At 70.8% G+C, this 21,830-nt stretch carries 17 protein-coding genes and 1 pseudogene; 5 read left to right on the top strand and 13 right to left on the bottom strand.

Going from position 1 to position 21,830, the window contains the following annotated elements; genetic code table 11:
- Positions 1-94: 94 nt before the first annotated feature.
- The 5 genes from ACP4E5_RS24360 to ACP4E5_RS24340 form a co-directional block, all read right to left on the bottom strand.
- Positions 95-1,438 carry an MFS transporter gene (locus tag ACP4E5_RS24360; protein WP_425832055.1) on the bottom strand — a complete coding sequence of 448 codons (1,344 nt, stop codon included), beginning with the start codon at positions 1,436-1,438 and terminating at the stop codon, positions 95-97.
- A 186-nt stretch (positions 1,439-1,624) separates the two neighbouring features.
- Positions 1,625-2,686, bottom strand: a complete 1,062-nt coding sequence (locus tag ACP4E5_RS24355) for a zinc-binding dehydrogenase (RefSeq protein ID WP_425832053.1) — start codon at positions 2,684-2,686, stop codon at positions 1,625-1,627.
- Between the two features lie 43 nt (positions 2,687-2,729).
- Positions 2,730-4,157 (bottom strand): aldehyde dehydrogenase family protein, encoded by a 1,428-nt coding sequence (locus ACP4E5_RS24350; RefSeq protein WP_425832051.1) that lies wholly within the window; start codon positions 4,155-4,157, stop codon positions 2,730-2,732.
- A gap of 62 nt (positions 4,158-4,219) precedes the next feature.
- Complete coding sequence (locus tag ACP4E5_RS24345; protein WP_425832049.1) at positions 4,220-5,584, bottom strand: MFS transporter; 1,365 nt, start codon at positions 5,582-5,584, stop codon at positions 4,220-4,222.
- 62 nt (positions 5,585-5,646) lie between these two features.
- Positions 5,647-6,855, bottom strand: coding sequence for a CaiB/BaiF CoA transferase family protein (locus ACP4E5_RS24340; protein ID WP_425832047.1), 1,209 nt, complete (start codon positions 6,853-6,855; stop codon positions 5,647-5,649).
- Between the two features lie 108 nt (positions 6,856-6,963).
- Between ACP4E5_RS24340 and ACP4E5_RS24335 the strand changes: the two genes are divergently transcribed.
- Entirely contained in the window at positions 6,964-7,614 is a 651-nt protein-coding gene (locus tag ACP4E5_RS24335) for a TetR/AcrR family transcriptional regulator (RefSeq protein WP_425832045.1), read from the top strand.
- Between the two features lie 78 nt (positions 7,615-7,692).
- Positions 7,693-8,112 carry a DUF3151 domain-containing protein gene (locus ACP4E5_RS24330; protein WP_425832043.1) on the top strand — a complete coding sequence of 140 codons (420 nt, stop codon included), beginning with the start codon at positions 7,693-7,695 and terminating at the stop codon, positions 8,110-8,112.
- Between the two features lie 120 nt (positions 8,113-8,232).
- On the opposite strand, the gene fbaA is transcribed toward ACP4E5_RS24330, so the two are convergent.
- The 7 genes from fbaA to ACP4E5_RS24295 form a co-directional block, all read right to left on the bottom strand.
- On the bottom strand, positions 8,233-9,264 hold the full coding sequence (gene fbaA, locus ACP4E5_RS24325; RefSeq protein ID WP_267069969.1) for a class II fructose-bisphosphate aldolase: 1,032 nt from the start codon (positions 9,262-9,264) through the stop codon (positions 8,233-8,235).
- A 162-nt stretch (positions 9,265-9,426) separates the two neighbouring features.
- Positions 9,427-9,987 carry an orotate phosphoribosyltransferase gene (gene pyrE / locus ACP4E5_RS24320; RefSeq protein WP_425832041.1) on the bottom strand — a complete coding sequence of 187 codons (561 nt, stop codon included), beginning with the start codon at positions 9,985-9,987 and terminating at the stop codon, positions 9,427-9,429.
- Positions 9,988-10,011: 24 nt separating this feature from the next.
- Positions 10,012-10,806, bottom strand: coding sequence for an aldose epimerase family protein (locus ACP4E5_RS24315; RefSeq protein ID WP_425832039.1), 795 nt, complete (start codon positions 10,804-10,806; stop codon positions 10,012-10,014).
- Positions 10,807-10,832: 26 nt separating this feature from the next.
- Positions 10,833-11,999: an SRPBCC family protein gene (locus tag ACP4E5_RS24310; RefSeq protein ID WP_425832037.1), complete on the bottom strand. Its 1,167-nt coding sequence runs from the start codon at positions 11,997-11,999 to the stop codon at positions 10,833-10,835.
- Positions 12,000-12,744: 745 nt separating this feature from the next.
- The gene (locus tag ACP4E5_RS24305; RefSeq protein ID WP_425832035.1) at positions 12,745-14,268 is read right to left on the bottom strand and encodes a polyamine aminopropyltransferase; all 1,524 of its coding nucleotides are present in this window, start codon (positions 14,266-14,268) and stop codon (positions 12,745-12,747) included.
- A 132-nt stretch (positions 14,269-14,400) separates the two neighbouring features.
- The gene (locus tag ACP4E5_RS24300; protein WP_425832033.1) at positions 14,401-14,925 is read right to left on the bottom strand and encodes a DUF2617 family protein; all 525 of its coding nucleotides are present in this window, start codon (positions 14,923-14,925) and stop codon (positions 14,401-14,403) included.
- Positions 14,926-15,260: 335 nt separating this feature from the next.
- The gene (locus ACP4E5_RS24295; RefSeq protein WP_425832031.1) at positions 15,261-15,572 is read right to left on the bottom strand and encodes a hypothetical protein; all 312 of its coding nucleotides are present in this window, start codon (positions 15,570-15,572) and stop codon (positions 15,261-15,263) included.
- A 124-nt stretch (positions 15,573-15,696) separates the two neighbouring features.
- On the opposite strand from ACP4E5_RS24295, the pseudogene ACP4E5_RS24290 reads away from it, so the two are divergent.
- From ACP4E5_RS24290 to ACP4E5_RS45810, 3 genes and pseudogenes are all read left to right on the top strand, one after another.
- Positions 15,697-16,479, top strand: a pseudogene (locus ACP4E5_RS24290) (aminotransferase class I/II-fold pyridoxal phosphate-dependent enzyme); the annotation flags it as partial.
- Positions 16,480-16,598: 119 nt separating this feature from the next.
- On the top strand, positions 16,599-17,765 hold the full coding sequence (locus tag ACP4E5_RS24285) for a pyridoxal phosphate-dependent aminotransferase (RefSeq protein WP_425832029.1): 1,167 nt from the start codon (positions 16,599-16,601) through the stop codon (positions 17,763-17,765).
- Entirely contained in the window at positions 17,765-17,965 is a 201-nt protein-coding gene (locus ACP4E5_RS45810; protein ID WP_483030248.1) for an Lrp/AsnC ligand binding domain-containing protein, read from the top strand. The genes ACP4E5_RS24285 and ACP4E5_RS45810 overlap by 1 nt, the downstream gene beginning before the upstream one ends.
- Before the next feature lie 419 nt (positions 17,966-18,384).
- On the opposite strand, the gene ACP4E5_RS24280 is transcribed toward ACP4E5_RS45810, so the two are convergent.
- The gene (locus ACP4E5_RS24280) at positions 18,385-21,231 is read right to left on the bottom strand and encodes an NACHT domain-containing protein (protein ID WP_425832027.1); all 2,847 of its coding nucleotides are present in this window, start codon (positions 21,229-21,231) and stop codon (positions 18,385-18,387) included.
- Positions 21,232-21,830 lie beyond the last annotated feature (599 nt).

Raw genomic sequence — 21,830 nt, 5'->3', positions numbered from 1 at the left:
GCCTGGTTCCTTTGGTTCCTCTGGTTCGTGCGTGACAGAGCTGTACGGGGACGGGACAGGGATCACGGGGACGGGACAGGAATACGGGCGGGTGTCACCGCAGGCCGAGGCGGCGGGCCTCACGGTCGGGGTCCACCCACAGGGCCACGGCGACGCCGCCGATGATCATGGCGAGCGCCGGCACGAGGAACCCGATGCGGTAGCCGACGCCGGGATCGTCGAAGGGGCCGACCAGCGCGCCCATCAGGGCCGGGGCGACGATGCCGGCCGAGGTCATGACGGCCGTGCCGATGCCGAGCGTCGCGCCGCGCTGCTTGACCGGCGAGATGTCGACGACGACCAGGGCGCTGAAGATGAAGACGATGCTCGGCACGCTGAACGCGACCGTGAACAGGGCCATTTGGAGAATCCCGGAGAACCCCGCGAAGAGCGCCGCGACGAGCGCGAGGCCGGCGACGAGCAGGATCACCGCGGAGGTGCCCGCCCGCGCGGCCCGGCGGCTCACGCCGCGCCGCATCCACCAGCCGGCCGCCACCGGCACGGCGAGCTCCAGGACCACGGCCACGGCGCGCGGCACCGCGAGGAAGGACCCCGCCTGCTGCTCGCTGAACCCCTCGACGTCCTCCAGGTACGCGGGCAGCCACGTCAGCATCAGCGCGATGGTGAAGTACGCGGCGAAGCCTCCCGCGCACATGGCCACGAACGACCTGTTGAGGAGCAGCTTCCGGTAGGGGACGCGCGGCTCTTCGGAGACTTCTTCGCCTGTGGGTACGTCCTGCTCCTGGCTCGCGCCGTACGTCGTCAGCGGCCCTTCCTTGCCGAGGACGCACCAGATGACCGCCCAGGCGGCTCCGGCGACGGCCAGGGTGATGAACGGGGCCCGCCAGCCGTGGTGCACGGTCAGATACGTCAGCACCGGCGCGATCACGACGCCCAGCGCCGCACCGATGTTCACCACCGCGGTCGGCAGCGAGCGGCGGCTGTCCGGGAACCACTTCTGCACGGCGTGCTGGGCGATCCCCACGGTCGGCCCCTCGGCGGCGCCCAGCAGGACCCGGCTGCCGAGCAGCGCGGGCAGCGTCGCGATGAGCACGATCGGCATCATCGCGACGGACCAGACGGCCGCCATGCCGAGGAGCACCCACTTCGTGCTCATGCGATTGGCGAGGAAGCCGACGGCGACGCTGGAGATGCCGAACAGGAAGAAGAAGGAGCTGGCGACGAGGCCGTACTGCGCCTTGCTGAGGTCCAGTTCGTGCATCAGCGGCTTCGCCGCGATGCCGAGGACCACCTTGTCGCCGAAGTTGATGACCATGAGCACGGTGAGCAGCGCGGTGATCAACCAGGCCTGTCCGCGCCGCGGTTGTCCCTGAACAGGGCGGTCGGCGCGGGGTGGTGCGTCCACAACAGCCGGTTCGGTGTCCGGGTGATGTGCCATGTCGGGGCCGTCCTCTGGGTCCTGGCACCGGGAACGGTGCGGGTCGAGGTCGGACCGCCGCCACCACGCCTACGGCGGTCCGTGATTGACGAACCGGTGGAGACTTCGATCTGGCAAGAGGGCCCAGGGCACCGCTCCGCGCCCTCCGTGGGGGCGCGGAGCGGCAGCTCACCGGGCGGGCTTGGCTCACATCGTGGTGAGCGCCCGGCCGAGGATCTTGCCCTGGGCGAGGTCGGCGACCGCCTTGGCGATGTCGTCCAGCGGGTAGCGGTCGGTCACGAAGGCGTTGAGGTCGAACTTGCCCGTGTGGTGCCAGTCGAGGAACGTCGCGATGTCGTCCTGGACGCAGCCGCCCGCGGTGGTGCCGATGAGGGACTTCTGGCCGGTGAGCATGTTGCCGTTGATCTGCTGGGCGATGTTCAGCTCCAGCGGCTTCTTGGGCAGGCCCACGATGACGGCCGTGCCGCCCATGTTCACGCCGAGGCGGCCGGGGCGGGCCGCGTTGATGGCGTTGGTGACGGTGTCGGGCAGGGCGACGCAGTCGACGGCGACGTCGACGCCGCCGCCGGTGATCTCGACGATCTTCTCGACGGGGCTGCCCTCGCTGCCGTCGATGGTGTGCGTGGCGCCGAACTTCTTGGCGAACTCCAGCTTGTCCGCGCCGAGGTCGACGGCGATGACGTTCTTGGCGCCGCGGATCGAGGCAGCGGCGACGGCCGAAAGACCGACCCCACCCACACCGAACACGGCGACGCTGCCGCCGGCCTGCACCGGGGCGACATTGCTGACGGCGCCGGCGCCGGTCAGGACGGCGCAGCCGACGACGGACACGACGTCCTGGTGGCTCCTGTCGTCGAGCGGTACCACGTACAGCTCGTCCGCGAGGCAGTGCTCGGCCCAGGTGTAGACGTTGGGCGAGTACGCGGTGCCGAGGCCCGGGATGTCGAGCGAGGCGCGGGTCGGCGTGCGGTCGGAGGCGCGCGGCAGCCACGTCACCATGACCTTCGCGCCCTCTTCGACGTGGGTGACCTCGCTGCCGGTCGCCACGACCGTGCCGTAGCCCTCGTGCCCGAAGAGCATCGGGTCGGGGTGCGGGGCGTGCATCCAGAACAGCTGGCTCTGGCAGACGCCGCTGGCGTGCATCTGGACGAGAACGTCGTGCGGGCCCGGGTCGGGCAGCGTGACCTCACGCAGTTCGATCGGGGTGCCCGGCTTGTCCTGGACGACGATGCGGGTGGAAGTCGGCATGGTGGTGCTCCAATTCAGGAAAGTACGAGGAGGGGGACGCGGGTCAGACGCCGGGCCACGGGCTGGGCAGCGGGGCGTCGGCGACGCGCAGCGTGACGCGCTTGGTGCGGGTGCAGCCCGCGACCGCGTCCTCGCCGTAGGCGTTGCCGAGGCCGCTGTCCTTGAAGCCGCCGAACGGCAGCGCGGAGTCCATGACGAGCGGCGTGTTGCCGTGCACGACGCCCGCGTCGATCGCCTCGGTCATCCGGATCATGCGGCCCATGTCGCGGGTCCACACGTAGCTGCTCAGGCCCAGCTCACCGGCGTTGGCAAGCTCGACGGCCTCGGCCTCGGTGGTGAAGGTCTGCACGGTGAGGACCGGCCCGAAGACCTCCTCGCACGCGATCCGCATGTCGGGGCGCACGCCTTCCAGCAGGGTCGGCTGCACGTAGAAGCCGAGGCCCTCCGCGTCCTGGGCGCCGCCGCCGGTGAGCGCGCGGGCGCCGTCGGCCTGCGCCTCCTCCAGCATGGCGATGACCTTCTCGTACTGGCCGCGCGAGACCAGCGGGCCGACCATGGTGCCCTTGGTGGTGGGGTCGCCGACGGTGACCTTCTCCATCCGCTCGCGGACCTCGGCGACGAACTTCTCGGCGATGTCGGCGTGCACGATGAGGCGGCTGGAGGCGGCGCAGATCTGGCCGGCGTTGACGAGGATGCCGAGGACGGCGGCGCGGGCGGCCGAGTCCAGGTCGGCGTCGTCGAAGACCACGATGGGCGACTTGCCGCCCATCTCCAGGGTCAGCTTCTTGAACGTGTCGGCGGCGGCGTGCGCGATGGCGCGACCGGTGGGCACCGAACCCGTGAAGGAGACGCCCGCGACCTTGGGGTGGCCGCACAGCGCGGCGCCGGTGGCACCGTCACCGGTGACGACCTTCAGGACGCCCGCCGGGATGCCGGCCTCCTCGGCCAGCTCGGCGAGGCGCACCGCGGACAGCGGCGACAGCTCGGACGGCTTCACGACGACCGAGTTGCCGCAGGCCAGGGCCGGGGTGACGCGGGCCATGAAGGAGTGCGAGGGCGCGTTCCACGGCAGCACCACGACGTACACGCCGAGCGGCTCCACGACGCTGTACGAGAGGCGGCCGGGGACGTCGGCGAGCTGCTGGCCGAAGAGCTTGTCGGCGCGGCCGGCCCAGTAACGGGCGTGCCTGGCACCGCGGTTCGCCTCCATCATGGCGTCGGGGAGGTTCTTGCCGGTGCACTGGACGTCGAGCTGGGCGAGCTCCTGGTAGGCGGCCTCGACCAGCTCGCCCCACTTCCACAGCAGGACGCTGCGGGCCTCACCCGGCAGCGCGGCCCACTCGCGCTGGGCCGCGGCGGACGCCTCGACGGCCTGGTCGCACTCCTGCGCATTGTGGTTGTGGACCTCGGCGACGACCTTCTCGGTGGCCGGGTTGACGATCTCGATGACGGACGTCTGCTGGCTGGTCATAGAACAAGAACCTTTCGTACTGTCACCGGCCCACGGGCCGGAAGTCTGAGGGGTGTCGCGGGTCAGGCGGGAAGCGGCTGAGTGTCCGGCAGATCGGCCGCCTTCGGGGCGTCCCGCTCCGGGTTGACGGTCAGCAGGGCCACGAGCCCGCACAGGAGGGTCAGTACGCCGCCGACCACGAACGCGAGCGTGTAACCGGCGCTCTCGTCGGATCCGGCGTCGATGAGCGCGCCGGTGACGGCGGGCGCGATGAGCCCGGGCAGCGTCTGGATCGCGACCAGGATCCCGAGCGAGGCACCGCGCCGGTCCACGGGCGTGACCTCGGAGGTCGTCTCGTACGAGAGCCCGAAGGCCCCGGTCCCGAAGCCGAACGCGACGACGATCAGGGCGAGTTGACCGGCCGTGGCACCGACGAGCGGCAGGCAGGCGAGCGCGATCCCGGCCGCCAGGACGAGCGCCCCCTGCGTGATGCCGCGCGAGCGGCGCGACGTGACACCGCGCCGGAACATCCGGGCCGTCCACGGGCTGACCGTCAGCGGCACGATCACGGTGAACGCGGCGTACAGCGCGACCGACTGAGCGGCCTGCGCCCCCGTGAAGCCGTGCTGGCTCTTCAGGTACGAGGGCAGGAACGCCGAGCCGAGGGCGACGGTCCAGTACGCCCCGAACCCGCCGACCGCCCCGCCCCACCACGTACGGCTGCCGAGGAAGCGGCGGTACGAGGAGGACTTCGTGCGGGCGGCGCCGCCCGCTCCGGAGGCGGTCTCGCCCTTCGGTGTGTCATCGGCGTCCACTCCGAAGGGTCCCTCCCGTCCGATCAGGAACCAGAGCACCGCCCACAGCCCACCGACGGCGGACAGCGCCCAGAACGCGGAGCGCCAGCCGTGGCCGTCGATGAGGTGCGTGAGTACGGGAGCGGCGATGAAGACGCCCATGCCGGAGCCGATGATGTACAGGGCGCTGGGCAGCGCACGCCGCTTGGGCGGGAACCACTTGTACAGCGAGTGCACGGCGACACCCGCGGTCGGCCCCTCGCCCGCGCCCAGGACGATGCGCGAGGCGAACAGCGTGCCGACCGACGTCGCGAGCAGCAACGGCAGTTGGGCCACCGACCACACGACGGCGAGCGCGAGCAGCACCCAACGCGTCGGGACGCGGTTGGCGACGAATCCGACGGCGACGGCCGAGATGCTGAAGAGGACGAAGAAGCTGCTGGCCACCAGGCCGTACACGCTCTGGCTGAGGCCCAGTTCGGCGCGGATGGGGTCGGCGGCGAGCCCGAGGACGGTCTTGTCGCCGAAGTTGATCATCGCGAGGGCGAAGATCATGAACGCCATCAGCCACGCACGCCGCGGCTGCGGAACCACGGCGGGGTCCGCCACATCGGGCAGCACCCCTTGCTGCACAGTCCCTTGCTGTCGAGTCATGGTCGTCACGCCTGTCTACGTCGTCGGAGATCGGGTCACGTGAGGGGGTTCGGGAGACGGCGTCAGACGACGCCGTCGGCGTGCAGCGCGGCCAGCGCCTCGGCGTCCAGGCCGAGGAACTGCGCGAGCACGTCGTCGGTGTGCTCACCGAGCGCGGCACCGAGGCTGCGGATGCTGCCCGGAGTCCCGCTCAGGTGCGGCAGCGGCGCCGCCATCAGGAGGTCGCCGTGGTGCTCGTCGTGGACCTCGGCGATGGTGCCGCGCTCGCGGTAGTGGCGGTCGGCGGCGATGTCGGCGACGTTCATGAGCGGCGCGGACGGGATGCCCGCGTCGTTGAGCAGCGTCACGACGGCGTCGGCCTCAAGGGTGGCGACCCAGGCGGCGACGATCTCGTACAACTCCTCCTGGTGCGCGAGCCGTTGATTGCGCTCGGCGAACCGCTCGTCCTCCAGCAGTTCGGGCTGCCCCATCGCATGGGCGAGGCGCCGGAAGAGCGGGTCGGTGCCGGCGTGCACGGAGACGCGGCGGCCGTCGGCGGTGTCGAAGTCGCTGGCGGGCGCGATGTTCGGGTTGCGGTTGCCGAGCCGCTCGCGCACGGCCCCCGTCCCGCTGTAGGAGACGAGCGCGTTCTCGCAGGCCCGGAACCCGGCCTCGTACAGGGCGAGGTCGATGATCTGTCCCTCGCCGCCGCGCAGATCGCGGTGGTAGAGGGCGGTCATCGTCGCGAACGCGGCCATGTAGGCGGCCATGTAGTCGATGACGGAGTAGCCGGAGCGTACGGGCGGGCGGTCCGGGTCGCCGCTGACGTACGTCAGCCCGGAGTACGCGGAGGCGATCCGGTCGAAGGCGCCCCGGTCGCGGAACGGCCCGGTCAGCCCGTACCCGGTCAGGAACACCAGCACGGCGCGCGGGTTGATGGCGCGCAGCGCGTCGGGACCGAGCCCCCACTTCTCCAGCGTCGGCGGCCGGTAGTTGGTGACGACGACGTCGAAGTGCGGGACCAGCTCGCGCAGCAGTTCCTGGCCGCGCTCGGTGCGCAGGTCGATGGTGACCGACTTCTTGTTGCGCCCCTCCTGCACCCATTGCAGGGAGCGCTTGCCGGGCGCGTCCTGCCCCGCGCCGCCCCGGGTGAAGTCGCCCCGGCCCGGCTCCTCGACCTTGACCACGTCGGCGCCGAAGTCACCCAGGAAGGTCGCGGTCACCGGGGCGGCCAGTACGGTCGAGACGTCGAGTACGCGTATTCCAGCCAGGGGTGGCTGTGTGTCGGTCATGCATCCACCTAATCAACGGTTCGTTAATAACGGAACGTTAAGATGGGACGGTACGTCGCGACCGCACACCCGACAATGGGTTACCGACCAGTAATTTCTGGGAGTGTCATGCCGGACCAGTCAGCCGAAGCCCCCGCAAAGCGCCGCCGCCGCAGCCGACAGGAGACCGAGGCCGACCTGCTCGACGCGGCGCTGCGGCTCCTCGAACGCGACGGAGCCCTGGCCGGCATCGCTCTGCGCGAGGTCGCCAAGGAGGCGGGGGTCAACCACGGTCAGATCTACCAGTACTTCGGCGACCGCCAGACGCTGCTGCGGGCGGCCATCGGCCGCCTCCTCGACACGGAGGACCTCGGCGCACAGAGCCACTGGGACAAGCCGTTCGCCGAACGCCGCCGCGCCATGCTGCGGTTCGCCCTGGAGAAGCCCCAACTCCTGCGCCTGGAAGCCCTCCTGGCCCTCGACGGCGACCCCGAACTCACCCTCTTCCCCGAGCTGACCCGCACCAAGGAGGCCCTGGAACGCGACCGCCGCGAGGGCGAACTCCCCGAGGACGCCGACGGGTTGGTCATGCACGCCATGACCGCGGCCACCTACCTCGGCTACTGCATCTTCCGCGAGACGATCGCCCGCGACCTCGACCTGGCCCCGGAAGACCTGGACGAGCGCGCGGCGGCGGTCTACGACCGGATGCTCGGAGGGCTCGTCACGGACACGGCCGAGCGGAAGACCGAGCGGAAGCCGGAGTCCTCCACGGACTGACACGGCGCCCCGTCCGGTCACGTCCCACGCCCCCGAGGACCGTCCCGGGCGGCCGGCCGCAAGTGGCAGACTGGCGGCATGACGACGCACAAGAACCTGCTGGGCGGACCGGATCCGACGTATCTGCCGGAGAACGAAGAGGCGTACCGGCTTCTGGGCGAGGAGTCCCAGGCACCGGCCGATGTCGTGGCCAAGTACCCGACCTTCTCGCTCGCCTGGGCCATGCTCGCCGACGACGCCTTCGAGGCGGGGCGCGTGGTCGAGTCGTACGCGTACGCGCGCACCGGCTACCACCGTGGCCTGGACTCGCTGCGCCGGGCCGGGTGGAAGGGCCACGGCCCCATCCCCTGGAGCCACCAGGCAAATCGCGGGTTCCTGCGCTGCCTCGCCGCTCTCGCCCGCGCCGCCGGCGCGATCGAGGAGAAGGACGAGACCGAGCGGTGCTGGCAGTTCCTCAAGGACAGCAGCGAAGAGGCGTACGAGACGCTGAAGCGCTGAGCGCGCTCTCTCCCCCGCCCCCCGGCTCGGCTTCTCCGTCGAGCGCCTTCGTGACATGCCACGGGCCCGGCTCCCCAAGAGGGAGACCGGGCCCGTGGACGAAGGCGGGAGCCGCGCGGACTACTTGATGCGCGTACCCGTCGAGCGCAGGTTCTCGCAGGCCTGGACGATGCGGGCGGTCATGCTCGCCTCGGCCTTCTTGCCCCACACGCGCGGGTCGTACGTCTTCTTGTTGCCGACCTCGCCGTCGACCTTCAGGACGCCGTCGTAGTTCTCGAACATGTGGCCCGCGATGGGCCGCGTGAAGGCGTACTGGGTGTCGGTGTCGAGGTTCATCTTCACGACGCCGTTCTCGAGCGCGGTGGTGATCTCCTCGACCGTGGAGCCGGAGCCGCCGTGGAAGACGAAGTCGAACGGCTTCGATCCGGCCGGCTGACCGTACTTCGCGGCGACGCCCTCGTTCAGCTCCTTGAGCAGGTCGGGGCGGAGCACGACGTTGCCCGGCTTGTACACGCCGTGGACGTTGCCGAACGAGGCGGCCAGCAGGTAGCGGCCCTTCTCGCCCAGGCCCAGCGCCTCGGCGGTGCGCAGCGCGTCGTCGACCGTGGTGTAGAGGTTGTCGTTGATCTCGTGCGAGACGCCGTCCTCCTCACCGCCGGTCGGGGTGATCTCGATCTCGAGGATGATGTTCGCGGCCTTGGCCTTGGCGAGCAGCTCCTGCGCGATCGTGAGGTTGTCGGCGAGGGTCTCGGCCGAGCCGTCCCACATGTGGGACTGGAACAGCGGCAGGCCGCCGGCCTCGACGCGCTTGGCGGAGATGTCGAGCAGCGGGCGCACGTACCCGTCCAGCTTGCCCTTGGGGCAGTGGTCGGTGTGCAGCGCGATCTTGTTGCCGTAGCGGGCCGCGGCGACGTGCGCGAACTCGGCGAGCGCCTCGGCGCCGACGACCATGTCCTTCACGCCCTGGCCCGACAGGTACTCGGCGCCGCCGGTGGAGATCTGGATGATGCCGTCGGACTCGGCCTCGGCGAAGCCCTGAAGCGCCGCGTTCAGCGTCTGCGTCGACGAGACGTTGATGGCCGGGTAGGCGAACTTCCCCGCCTTGGCCCGGTCGAGCATCTCGTTGTACTGGTCCGGGGTTGCGATGGCCATCTGCCGTCTCCTCGTAAAGCGCGGGTTGCGGGTGTGGGTTGTCGTGGCGCTCGTGGCGCTCGGGGCTCTGGGCGACCCTCACCAAGCGTCAAGGGGTGACATCATCGTCGACCCCATCCTTCCAGACTTGGCCGGATGCTCCAGCCCGGAGCCTTCGAAGGGTCAGTTCAGGCCGAGCTCGTCCTTCGAGAAGGCGAAGAGGTACGGCACCCCGGCGCCCTCGGTGATCTTCTCGGCGGCGCCGGTCGCCCGGTCCACGATCGTCACGACGGCGACGACCTCGGCCCCGGCCTCGCGCACCGCCTGCACGGCCTCCAGCGGGGAGCCGCCCGTCGTGGACGTGTCCTCGACGACGACCACCCGGCGGCCCTTGATCTCCGGGCCCTCCACGCGCTTCTGCATGCCGTGCGCCTTGGCGGCCTTGCGGACGACGAACGCGTCGAGCCGCTCGCCGCGCGCGGCCGACGCGTGCAGCATCGCGCCCGCGACCGGGTCGGCGCCCATGGTGAGGCCGCCGACCGCGTCGAACTCCAGGCCGTGCTCCCGGGTCAGGTCGAGCAGCACCTGGCCGACCAGCGGGGCGGCCTCGCCGTCGAGGGTGACGCGGCGCAGGTCGACGTAGTAGTCGGCCTCGATGCCGGAGGAGAGCGTCACCTTGCCGTGCACCACGGCCTTGTCCTTGATCTGCGTCAGCAGCGCGTCGCGCACGTCGTTCGTCGTCATGCCTATGAGCTTAAAGGGCGCGTTTCAGAGGTGGCTCCACGTCCAGGTGGTGCTCGCCTCCAGCGGCTCTACGGGGGTGACGAGGCGCGGCGCGGTGTTCAGGCCGTTCGGCGGTCCGGTCTGCGGCTCCACGCAGACGGCCGCCTCCTGCTCGTCGTAGACGACGACCCACTGCTCGGGGCTCTTCACCTCGACCTGGAGGGCGCCCGGCCACGACAGCATGACGTCGACGCCGTCGGGCATCCCGAAGCAGTCGTCCCAGGGGCCCGGGGTGGCCTCGATCCGCTTGCCGGTGGGCAGGTGGTCCGCGCCGCGCTCCTCCTGCCAGGCCGGGTCGAAGGCGATCTGCACGCTGCTGCCGCCGTCGGTGATCGTCCGGTTGAACCACGGGTGCCAGCCGGCCTGCGCCGGGAACGAGTCGCCGTACGTCTCGATGCCGAGCGACAGGGTCAGCGAGTTCTCGGTGAGCGAGACGAGCTGCGTGACGCGTCCGCTGTACGGCCAGGGGTCGGTGAGGTCGTACGTGAAGGCGGCCTCGCTGCGGGTCTCGCGCGCGGTGGTCCACTCGGCGTTCCGGCCGAAGCCGTGGATGGCGTGCGGCGGGGAGTTCAGCGGCATCTGGTGGGTGCGGCCGCCGTCCCGGAACTGCCCGTCCCTGATGCGCCCGCACCACGGCACCATCGGGAAGCAGCCATACTTCTCGCCCTGCCGCAGCAGCTCGGTACCGGAAATCTTCAGGCTGCTGATACGGCAGCCGTTGCCCGGCGCCACGGTCACTTCCGCGTCGCCCGCGGTCAGCGTCGTCTCCTGTGTCGTCACGGGTCCTGAGCCTATGCGGACGAGGCCTACCGGCGCCTGCGCAGGGCCCTGCCGACGACGATCGCCGAGGCGAGCGCGACGGCGGCCGCGGGGGCGGCCCAGCGCAGTGTGGCGCTGGTCGTGACGCCTTCCGGGGCGGGCACGGGGGCGTACCGGCCGCGCGGCGGCGCGTGGTCGACCTCCTCCGCGCTGCGGCCGATCATGGTGCGCCGGGCATGCGCGGCGACCGGCTCCGCCGGGAGCTCGGTCTCGGCCCCTTCGGCGCCAGCGAGGTCCGCGTCGGGGTCGAGGGAGGGCGGCGGAATCTCACTGTCGAAGACGGAGGAGTGATCCTCACCGGAGGTGAACGCTTCACGGCTCTCGCCCGGGTCTTCCCGGGCGAGAGAGTCGGCGGGGTCGGCGGGGTGACCGACCGAGCTGCGGCCGGAGCCTTCGACGGTGTGGTTGGTGGGGTCGTCGCCGGTGTCGTCGGTGGTGTGGCGGGTGGGGTCGTCGACGGGGTGGTCGACGGGGTCTACGGCCGTGTCCTCACGCGGGCCCTCACCGGTGTCCTGACGCGTGCCGTCACCGGTGTCCTCACGTGTGTCAGCGGCGGGGCCCCCGTCCAAGTCCGGACGCGTGCGCTCGACCGGGCCGTCGCCCAGGCCCTCGACGTCCTCACGGGTGACCTCGACCGGGCCATCGCCCATGCCCTCGACCAGGTCATCGACCGTGTCCGCGTCCGTGTCCGCGTCCGCGTATTCGCCCATGTCCTCATCGGGGTCCGAGCCCGGCTCCTGGCCGGTCGCTCCCAGGTTCTCCGCGAAACGGTTCAGCAGACGGTGGGCCGCCGCTGCCACGGCCTCGCGGGGCAGTTCCGCGACCCGGCCGTCGCCGGATCCGGTGCCGGTGAAGGTGACCGCGGAGCCGCCGGCCGCCGCGGCGACCCGGGCGGTCAGGGCGAACTTCACGCCTCCGGTGCCGCGGGCCTCGCTGCCTTCACCCGTCATGGCGAAGGAACCGTCCGCCGACTGCGCCACGGTGACGCTGCCGCGGTACGTGATGGTGTGCCCGCCGATACGTACCTTCAGGCGGCCTCCGCCACCGGAGACGTCGCCCTGGTACCCGGGCAGGGCCCGGTCGACGCGCTGAGAATCGCAGAGCACCGCCCGCAGGGACTCCGCCGGAACCGGAACGAACACCTCATGCTCCATGCCGCCGAGCCTAGCGACCTCATCGCTCACGTGTACCCCCTTCGCGGTCCACCTTTCGACTTTCCAACGAACAGGGGCGGTCCTGTGCTATTCGCGCCGCGGGTAGGTCCGGGGGCTGTGCCGTGTCGGCGCCGAGTGGCACGCAACGGGCCCCGTCCGGGGGGCGGGCGGATGGGCGGCGCAGCCGGAGAACGGGCAACGCTGCCCGGCACGATGGGCGTCACCCCGGCCCCCGGGCCGGACGCCGACGCCGCGCAACAAACACCACCCCGAGGGGGCCGAAGCCCCCGGAGGGGGCGGGCGGGAGGGAGATGGGCGGGGACCGGCGCAGCCGGGAAGGGCACGGTGCCGCGAACCGGTGCGACGGGTGGCGCCCCGGCACCCGAGCCGGGCGCCGGCGCCGCGCAACAGGCACCACCCCGAGGAGCCGAAGCCCCCGGAGGGGGCGGGCGGGAGGGAGATGGGCGGGGACCGGCGCAGCCGGGGAACGGACGACGCTGCCCGGCACGACGACCCGACCCCGGCACCCGAGCCGGGCGCCGGCGCCGCGCAACAAGCACCACCCCGAGGAGCCGAAGCCCCCGGAGGGGGCGGGCGGGAGGGAGATGGGCGGGGACCGGCGCAGCCGGGGAACGGACGACGCTGCCCGGCACGACGACCCGACCCCGGCACCCGAGCCGGGCGCCGGCGCCGCGCAACAAGCACCACCCCGAGGAGCCGAAGCCCCCGGTCGGCGGCCCCGCCCCTAGTCGCCGAAACGGGGATGCACCAGCGTCGACGGTGCGTCCCCGGGCCCCGTCCGCACCACCCGCTCACCCGCCGGAGGCCGTGGGCGGAGGCGTCCCGCGAGGACGAACCCCACACCCCCGTCGCCGCGATACGCCACCGCCCGCAACCCCGCGGAGCGCACCGTCGCGGTCGCCGTTCCCAGCGGCGCTGGGTTGCCTCCGACCCGCACCACCACTCGCCCCCGATCCGCGAGAACCCGCCCCACCAAACCGTAGAACTCCTGTGAATACAGCTTTGTGCTCGCCGTGCTGCCGGGATCGGGCAGATCGCACACCACCACGTCGTACGGCCGCACCCGCGGAGCGCTCCGCAGCCACCCGAACACGTCCCCCGTCACCACCCGCACCCGCGGATCCCTGAGCGCCCGCCCGTTCAGCTCGCTGAGCCCCGGGTCGGTCCGGGCGAGGCGCACCACCGCCGGGTCGGGGTCGACGATGTCCACCCGCCGCACCCCGCGCACGCGCAGCGCCTCGCGCGCGGCCAGCCCGTCGCCCCCGCCGAGGATCAGGACCCGCGAGCGGGGACCGCCGTGCAGCGCGGGGCCGACGAACTGCCGGTAGGGACGGCCCCGTTCGCCCCCGCCGGCCCGCAGCCGTCCGTCGAGGAAGAGCGACGCGGGGCGCCGCCCACCGCCCGTGAGCACGACCTCCTGCACCCCGGTCTGCACGGCGACCCGCACATCCGCCCCGAACAGGGCGTGCCGCGCCGCCCGCTCGAAGTCGTCGACGAGGACCCAGGACGTGGCGAGCACGCCGAGCACCGTGACGTTCGCGACGATCAGCAGCCAGCGGGCCCGCCGGCTCAGGTCCCGCCGGAACAGGCCGAGGACGAGCACCGCCCCCGCCACCGCGTTGACCGCCCCGGTGAGCAGCGCCCCGGTCAACTGCCCGAGCAGCGGCAACAGCAGGAAGGGGAACGCCAGTCCGCCGACCAGCGCCCCCACATAGTCCGCCGCGAACAGGTCGGCCACCGCCCCGCCCGCGTCCTGCCGCCGGATCCGCTGGATCAGCACCATGAGGAGCGGCACCTCGGCCCCGATCAGCACCCCGATGGCCAGCGAGAACCCGACGAGCAGCCACCGCGGCCCGTCCGCCCAGGCCCCGCCCCAGTCCCCGGTCCACGCGAACACCGCGTAGAGCGCCATCGCGCTGCATCCGCCGACGAGCGCGAGCAGCGCCTCGATCATCCCGAAGCCGGCCGCGGCGCGCAGCCGCAGCCGCTTGGCGGCGAGCGAACCGAGGCCCATCGCGAAGACCATGACGGAGAGCACGACGGAGGCCTGGGTGACCGAGTCGCCCATCAAGTACGAGGCGAGCGCCACCAGTTCGAGTTCGTAGACCAGTCCGCAGGCCGCGCAGACGAAGACTCCCGCGAGGACGAGGAGGCGGCCGGTGCCCGGCTTCACCGGGAGCGGGGACCGGACCGGGCCGCCCAGGGACGTGGGTCCTCGGGTCGTCACGGGTGGGTGCGGTTCGATCACGCCTGGAACGCTACGTCACCGCCCGACTCCGTCCAGTCACCCACACGTGTGGAACCGATGTACCGCAGGCATACCCGCGACCTGCGCCACCACCGCGAGCCGGGCTCGCGCGACTACGCCGGGCTCGCGCCATTACAGGGCGGCGGCCACCGGCATCCGCGCGCCCACCCGCGTGCGGGTGGCGACCAACTGGCCGTCCTGCGGGTAGGCGTGCCAGGTACGCCAGCGCACCTGACCCTCGTGCCGCTGCGCGAGCATCGCGGTGAAGGCGTGCGGGCTGCCGGGGAAGACACCCGCCAGACCGTTCGGATGGTCGGCGACGAGAGCGAGCAACTCCTGCGCGCGCCCCGCGAATTGACCTGCCGTCAAGTGTTCGACGCGGGCCGCGAATTCGTACTCCCAGTCGCCGAGGCGTTTCGCGACGCCCAGCGGGAGCGGCGTGCTGCTGCCCGGAATGCACGCCACGGTCTCGGAACAGGAGCCGCGCTCCTCCTCGAGCAGCACCTGGTGAGAGGCGCCGAGCAGCCTCAGCTGAAGCCGGGCATCGTCGATGTCGAGGTCGAGCGTGGCGAGCGCGGGCAACGGCTCCCGGCCGAGGGCCCAGGCCAGGTCGGCCGCGCTCGTGTCGGTATAGGCGGTGTTCAGGGTCGTGAGCATGGGTCGGCTCCGCTAGCACGCAAAGGGAGGTGGGGCCGGCTGGGGCAATGGAGCCGGCTCGTGCCCACGCGAACGCGATAACTACGTAGTACGAGGGCTGCGTTGACGGTTAAAGGGAATCATGGGGGGCGACGCCACCACAGCGTTTTTACCCAACTTCGGAGGGTTTCCATCCCCCCGAGGGCAGGACAGCTCAACTGTTCAACTTCCACGAGCACCTTTCGCGCCCGGCGCACAACCTGCGAGGGCACATCCGGACAAGCGTGCGGCCCACGCGGACCGACTGCCCCGTGTCAGTCGTCTCCGCGCGGGCCGCACGCACCGGACGCGACGCGTCAGCTTCCGCCGCCTCCGCAGCCACCACCGCCACCGCCGCACGACGAACCGCCTCCGCACGACGAGCCGCCACAGGAGGAGGAGCCGCCGCACGAGTGACCGTGATGGCCGCCGCCGGAGTCACCGGACGAGGAGCAGCCGTAACTGCCGCTTCCGCTCGCCGCCCCGCCACCGGCCCACCAGCTGCTCCGGCCGGCCCGCTTCTTCTTCAGTGAGGTACTGGACGAGGGGCCGCTGCCGCCCGCCTTGGCCGTTGCGAGCACGATGGCGACCACCAGCACAACGAAGACCACGATGAAGAACGTCCCCATCACCGGCCCTCCCTTCTCTTCCCCGAATCCCCCGAGGGGCCGCCCCGTGCGGGCGTGACAGGGGAATGCCCCCGCCCGGAGCACGCCAAAGCAAAGTTGAGGAACTCCAGAGGTTCGGCGCAGGATGGCCGCCATGACCGTCACCCCGAACAGCCCTCGCCCCCTGCTCAACCGCCGCCTCGCCGAGTTCGGGACAACGATCTTCGCCGAGATGTCCGCGCTCGCCGCGCGGACCGGCGCCATCAACCTCGGCCAGGGCTTCCCCGACACCGACGGCCCCGAGCAGGTGCGCGAGGCCGCCGTACGGGCGCTGCGCGAGGGCCACGGCAACCAGTACCCGCCGGGCCCCGGCATCCCCGAGCTGCGCACCGCGATCGCCGCCCACCAGCAGCGCCGCTACGGCATGGAGTTCGACCCCGACCGCGAGGTCCTGGTCACCGCGGGCGCCACGGAGGCCATCGCCGCCTCCCTCCTCGCCCTCGTCGAACCCGGCGACGAGGTCATCGCCTTCGAGCCCTACTACGACTCGTACGCCGCGAGCATCGCCCTCGCGGGCGGCACCCGCGTCCCGGTCACCCTCCGCCCGACCGCCGACGGGGACGCATCGTTCCGCCTCGACCTCGACGAACTGCGCGACGCGATCACGCCCCGCACCCGCCTCCTCCTCATCAACACCCCGCACAACCCGACCGGCACCGTCCTCAGCCGCGCCGAACTGACCGCCATCGCGGAACTCGCCGTCGAACGCGACCTCCTGGTCGTCACCGACGAGGTCTACGAGCACCTCACCTACGGCGACGCCGAACACATCCCGCTCGCCACGCTCCCCGGCATGCGCGAGCGCACGGTCACCATCGGCAGCGCCGGCAAGACGTTCTCGTTCACCGGCTGGAAGGTCGGATGGGTCAACCCCGTTTCGCCTACCTATTTCGCCACCTGCGCGTGATCGTGCCCTCGGCCGTCCGAGAGGATGGGGGTGCGAACGACCGGCATCAGGCACACAGAGCAGGAAGAGATGGTGGAGACATGGGCGACAGGCCGCTGCTGAACCGACGCCTTGACGGGTTCGGCACGACGATCTTCGCCGAGATGTCGGCGCTGGCTGTGAAGACCGGCGCGATCAATCTGGGCCAGGGCTTCCCGGACACCGACGGCCCCGAGTCCGTACGGGAGACAGCAGTCCGCGCACTGCGCGACGGCCGCGGCAACCAGTACCCGCCCGGCCCCGGCATCCCGGAACTGCGCACTGCGATCGCCGACCACCAGCAGCGCTTCTACGACCTGACCTTCGACCCGGACACAGAGGTCCTGGTCACCGCGGGCGCCACCGAGGCCATCGCCGCGACCATGCTGGCGCTCCTGGAGCCGGGCGACGAGGTCATCGCCTTCGAGCCGTACTACGACTCGTACGCGGCCAGCATCGCGATGGCGGGCGGCACCCGGGTCCCGCTCACCCTCCACGCTCCCGACTTCCGCCCGGACCTCGACGCGCTGCGCGACGCGGTGACCGACCGCACCCGCCTGCTCCTCCTCAATTCCCCGCACAACCCGACGGGCATGGTGCTGACGCGGGAGGAGCTGACGGCCATCGCCGAACTGGCTGTCGAGCGGGACCTGATCGTGGTGACGGACGAGGTGTACGAGCACCTGACGTATGGCGACGCCGAACACATCCCGCTCATCTCCCTCCCCGGGATGCGTGACCGTACGGTCTCGATCTCATCCGCTGGCAAGACCTTCTCGTTCACGGGTTGGAAGGTTGGCTGGGTTACCGCTTCCGCACCCCTGCTCACCGCGGTCCGCACGGCCAAGCAGTTCCTGACGTACGTATCGGCCGGACCGTTCCAGTACGCGGTCGCGGAGGCGCTGCGCCTGCCGGACGACTACTTCACCGGCTTCCGCGAGGACCTGGGCGCGAAGCGCGACATCCTCGCCGACGGGCTCACGGCGGCGGGCTTCGAAGTCTTCCGCCCCGAGGGCACGTACTTCATCACCACCGACATCGCCGGCCTCGGCGAGAAGGACGCCCTGGCCTTCTGCCGCGGGCTTCCGGAGCGGTCCGGCGTGGTCGCGGTCCCCAACTCGGTCTTCTACGACGATCCGGAGGCAGGCCGCAGCCAGGTGCGCTTCGCCTTCTGCAAGCGGGTCGATGTCCTTAAGGAAGCGGTTGAGCGCCTCCGGACGCTCGGGTAGTGCCGTCGGCCGACCGAATCGAAGGAGCCCTCCGTGTGACGGGCGAGGACTGCCTGCTGCTCGACGTGCACTGTTCTCACGCCGAACACCTCGAACAGGTCGTGGACTCCCTCGCCCGTTATGGACGAGTCACCAACTCACTCGTCCTGCGCAGCTACCCACCCAAGTCGTTGCCAACAGCACCGTCGACAACGTCCTGACCCGCAATAGCTAGCCCCGAACCGACAACGCTTGTTCTGCCGCATGCCGCGAGCGGCAAGCCAGAGGTCGAAGCGGTCGTCCCCGTTGTCGTGGCTGCGGCCGGTGAGTCGGCCGCCCTTCGAGAGGGTCTGTACGCTCACCCAGTTCCTGACGCAGCAGGCCAGTGGGGTGACTGCGCTGGTGGGAGAGACGGCGGACCAGACGGGTTACGAGGACGGACGCTGGCCGTCGGGGCTCGTCCCGTCCTGCCCCGGGGCCCCGGCGGTTGCCCAGCTCGACCTGAAGTGATCTTGTGGCAGGGGTTGGCCGGCTGGTACGCGAAAGGACAGGTGCTGCGCGGCAGCTCGGTAGCAACGCCTCAATGAAGGCCGCAGCTCGTATACCGCACTCTCGTACGGGAAACCCTTTAGCCGGCTCGCTACAGCTGTGTCGGTTGCTGCCTTGGGGTGGAAGCGAGTTGCTCCTGCAGTCGCGAGTGCCGGAATTCGTATGCGGCACCAGCCTGTCGGAGCACGCCACGCCGATGAGCCTCGTCCAGGAACGCCATCAGACGCCAGGGAAGCCGCCCGCTACCGCACAGCCACAGTCGGGTCACGAGAAACCAGCCCCAGGCGCTGATGACAACGGCGAATGGGCCGACGAGTACCCAGGCGAGCAAGGAGACCCCGACGTACTGCCATTGCTCCATTGCATCAACGAGGAGGCCGCTTGTCAGGATCGCGGCGCCGATGCCGAACGCAATCAGAGTGACTCCCCGGGTGATGACGGTGGCCCGGTCGGTAGCCAACCCCGATTGCGGGCTGACGGCTCGTGCGGTGTCGGCCGGGAAGACCAGCCAGGTGTGGAAACCGGAGGCCAGACCGCTGACCAGGCCGAGTGTGAGGCCAACCGTCAGCGCCAGTGCCAGGGTGCCGCCAAAGAGGGTGCCGGGAGGTGCTGCGTACAGCCATTCTGCCGAGCGGCCGGGCGGTTCGTTCTGGAAGTCGGAATCCTCGACGTACGTGCCGTTCGGGAGTCTGACCTCGGGGTTGTCCAGGGGGGCGCGCAGGCGAAGCTCGATGCGGCCGTGGAAGGGGGTGCAACGCACTGCGTACGAGCAGTCCCAGTGCGCGGCGCCCTCAGGGGATGCAGCGGTGGACGCGTACCGGGTACCGTCGGCGTCTTCCTCCACCACGCCGTCGACCGGGCCGGGTGTGCGCAGGTACCGGTCGCCGTTGGGACGCAGGCCGTGAAGCCATCTGTCGGGGGTGATCACGTAGCGGGTGCCATCAGCCAGGCGGTGCACGGTCCCATGGGGGAACTCCTCGCGTACGGTGGCGCGGATGCTCAGCGCGGTGGCATCGGCAATGCCAAAGGCCGCCCCCAGGGACAGACCGATCAGCAGGCCGGTCGACAGCCCCCGCACCAACGGGCGCCGTACCCCTCCGCGAACGGTCCGCCCGACGGCCCCTGGCGGCGCTATTCGCGCTGTGCCCCCCGGATTGATACGCAGTCCTATGGCGACCAGACAACCGATCAGCACCGCGCTCACCGCGCCGACCCAGACAGGGGCGAAGAAGAATAGCGGGAGCACGAAGGCGACGGCCGCGGCCAGCAGTACGATCACCACGAAGGTGACGTGACGGCGCCTGCTGAACGGCGTGTGGGACGGGAGTGGTTCGCCGACGACCCCCAATACGGCGAGGGCGGTGGCCGTGGCCAGGCCAACCGCGACGGCCAACGCGACTGGGCCGAACCATCCCGCGCTCCCATCTGCGTATGGGAGAAAGGTGCCCCACGTCAGGCTGGTGCTGCTTGTGCAGCCCACCGCCGCCCCCACCGGCACTGCGCTGACGGCGACGAAGACCGTCGCGCGCAGCACCCCCCGCCGATCGCGGGAGCCGACAGTCCGGGCGCGGCCGTGCGAGAGCACGAGGTACCCGAAGCACACACCGCCGACGAAGGCGCCTGTAACAAGTGGCGCGAGCGCGCCCAGCGTCGGGGTCCACACGGTACTGATGACCACGGCCGCGCACCCCAGCAGCAGAATCGGTCCCAGTCGGCGTAAGGGCCAGGGCAGTTCAAGGCGCAGCTGCCACCATGCCAGCCGCCGGGTGGTCTGCCGTTGCATGTGGGAGGCAAGATGACCGAGCCAGTCGCGCGCCCGGTCGGCGTGAGGGCTGTCGGCGAAGGCGGCAGGAACGAACGCCTCAAGCAGGTGTTGCTCCAGCACGGCCGGGTCGGCGAACCGGCCGTCCAACAACTCGGCCGGATCTTTTCCCGTGTCGCCGTAGACGGCCCGGGCCATCGCCACCATCAGGGGTGTGCCGAACGCCTGGCGCAGGGTCTGGGCGAGCAACGTGTCGGAGTCAGCCCGCAGCTCAGCAACGACCGGATCCCAGCAGGTAGAGCGCCGTCCGCCTGCTCCGCGCACTGGCCGGGCGGTGCGCACCAGGTATGTACTCGCGACCTCGAAGCTGAGCGGGCGCAGCTCGACGACCGCAGCTGCCGTGAACACGTCCCCGGTCTCCACGGCCTTCGCGTAAGACTCGGTACGGCAGGTCACCAACACCTGTTCACCCGGGTCAAGTTCGGAGTTGAGTCGCCGCAGGGCCATGCCCCACGACGACTCTGGCAACTCGTCCAGCCCGTCCAGGACGGGCAGCACGAGACCGGCCCTCAATAGCTCCCGGGTCCACGGGGCGCCTGGATGCGTGGTAGCCAAGTGGGCAGCCATCCAGTCCCGTAGTGGCTGCCGGTCGGCCTGCCAGCCGGACAAGGGGAAGAGCACCGGCACGGGATCGCCGGAGGCGCGGCATGCGAGCCTGTCCAGCGTGAAGCGGACGGCAAGGACGGTCTTGCCGCTGCCGGGGCCTCCCAGGACCACGAGCCGCCGCGAGGGTATGGCATCGAGGGCAGCCGACAGGCCATCGAGCTGAGAATCCGGATCCATGGGATGGGCGGTGCCGTCGGGGGCGTCGGCGAGCCATGCCTCAGCGGGCGACCACTGGACCCGGAGCGGATAGGGATCTTGAAGTCGGCGTAGCCGCCACTCCGTGCGCCATTGCTCCTCCACTGCCTCTGCCAGGCGCTCGGCCAGCCGCTCAAGCCGCTCTTGCGACGCGTTTCCGCGAGCGGGCTCGCCGCCGGCGGGGCTGTCACGCCAGAGGTTGACGGCCAATCCGACGACCGACAATCCGAAACCGAGTACGGCCGTCAGCGATGAGGTGTTGCCAAGGTCCCCGTTGCGCAGCGCCACGAGCAGCACGATCCCGGTGACCGCCACCGTTCCCAGCCAAATGCCATGTCGCCACCACCGCATCGCACGGCCCCCGTCACGCCTGGCTTCCTGCACGGAGGATATGGCAGCAATCACCTTCTGTGAACGGGTGCATGTCGGGAACCGCTCCGATTCGCAGGCCGAGCGATAGATCGACGGAGGAGGTGCGGATGAGGTGGCGCCCGGCAGGAACACCGTGTGCGTTTCGGGTAGCGGTCAGGGTCTTGAGTTCGAAGCACCAGAGATTTCGTAGCCTCGAACTTTCAGATGCGGCAGTAGACATGGAATCCCGCGGCAACACCGGACGGACACACTACGGCGGGGTCGTCTGCGCGAACGTGACCGCCTGCGAAAAGTCGCGCGGGCTTCCCTCTGGGGCTAACTAGCTGTTTCCCAAGCCATCACGTGTCTGAACTGGCTGTTTGCCGCTTGTGATCTTCGGGGGAGACATGCCGGGTGCCGGTGTCCTCGTCACCGAGCCCGAGGTCCGCCGTGCCCCGTCGCTGTCATGAAGCGCCGCCTGCACGATCTCGAGGCGCGTGCCGCCGAACTCCACGAGCAGATCGCGGCGTTGTAGCAGGAGGCCAACCAGGTCGACGAGCAGG

This window comes from Streptomyces fractus, assembly GCF_049844455.1.
Classification (GTDB): Bacteria; Actinomycetota; Actinomycetes; order Streptomycetales; family Streptomycetaceae; genus Streptomyces; species Streptomyces fractus.
The sequence above is the reverse complement of the archived record's forward strand: the minus strand, read 5'-3'. Positions and strand labels throughout refer to the sequence as shown.

Excerpts from the sequence above, each read along its gene's own strand:
- ACP4E5_RS24360 (WP_425832055.1), bottom strand. The coding sequence starts at position 1,438 with ATGGCACATCACCCGGACACCGAACCGGCTGTTGTGGACGCACCACCC.
- ACP4E5_RS24355 (WP_425832053.1), bottom strand. The coding sequence starts at position 2,686 with ATGCCGACTTCCACCCGCATCGTCGTCCAGGACAAGCCGGGCACCCCG.
- ACP4E5_RS24350 (WP_425832051.1), bottom strand. The coding sequence starts at position 4,157 with ATGACCAGCCAGCAGACGTCCGTCATCGAGATCGTCAACCCGGCCACC.
- ACP4E5_RS24345 (WP_425832049.1), bottom strand. The coding sequence starts at position 5,584 with ATGACTCGACAGCAAGGGACTGTGCAGCAAGGGGTGCTGCCCGATGTG.
- ACP4E5_RS24340 (WP_425832047.1), bottom strand. The coding sequence starts at position 6,855 with ATGACCGACACACAGCCACCCCTGGCTGGAATACGCGTACTCGACGTC.
- ACP4E5_RS24335 (WP_425832045.1), top strand. The coding sequence starts at position 6,964 with ATGCCGGACCAGTCAGCCGAAGCCCCCGCAAAGCGCCGCCGCCGCAGC.
- ACP4E5_RS24330 (WP_425832043.1), top strand. The coding sequence starts at position 7,693 with ATGACGACGCACAAGAACCTGCTGGGCGGACCGGATCCGACGTATCTG.
- fbaA (WP_267069969.1), bottom strand. The coding sequence starts at position 9,264 with ATGGCCATCGCAACCCCGGACCAGTACAACGAGATGCTCGACCGGGCC.
- pyrE (WP_425832041.1), bottom strand. The coding sequence starts at position 9,987 with ATGACGACGAACGACGTGCGCGACGCGCTGCTGACGCAGATCAAGGAC.
- ACP4E5_RS24310 (WP_425832037.1), bottom strand. The coding sequence starts at position 11,999 with ATGGAGCATGAGGTGTTCGTTCCGGTTCCGGCGGAGTCCCTGCGGGCG.
- ACP4E5_RS24300 (WP_425832033.1), bottom strand. The coding sequence starts at position 14,925 with ATGCTCACGACCCTGAACACCGCCTATACCGACACGAGCGCGGCCGAC.
- ACP4E5_RS24295 (WP_425832031.1), bottom strand. The coding sequence starts at position 15,572 with ATGGGGACGTTCTTCATCGTGGTCTTCGTTGTGCTGGTGGTCGCCATC.
- ACP4E5_RS24285 (WP_425832029.1), top strand. The coding sequence starts at position 16,599 with ATGGGCGACAGGCCGCTGCTGAACCGACGCCTTGACGGGTTCGGCACG.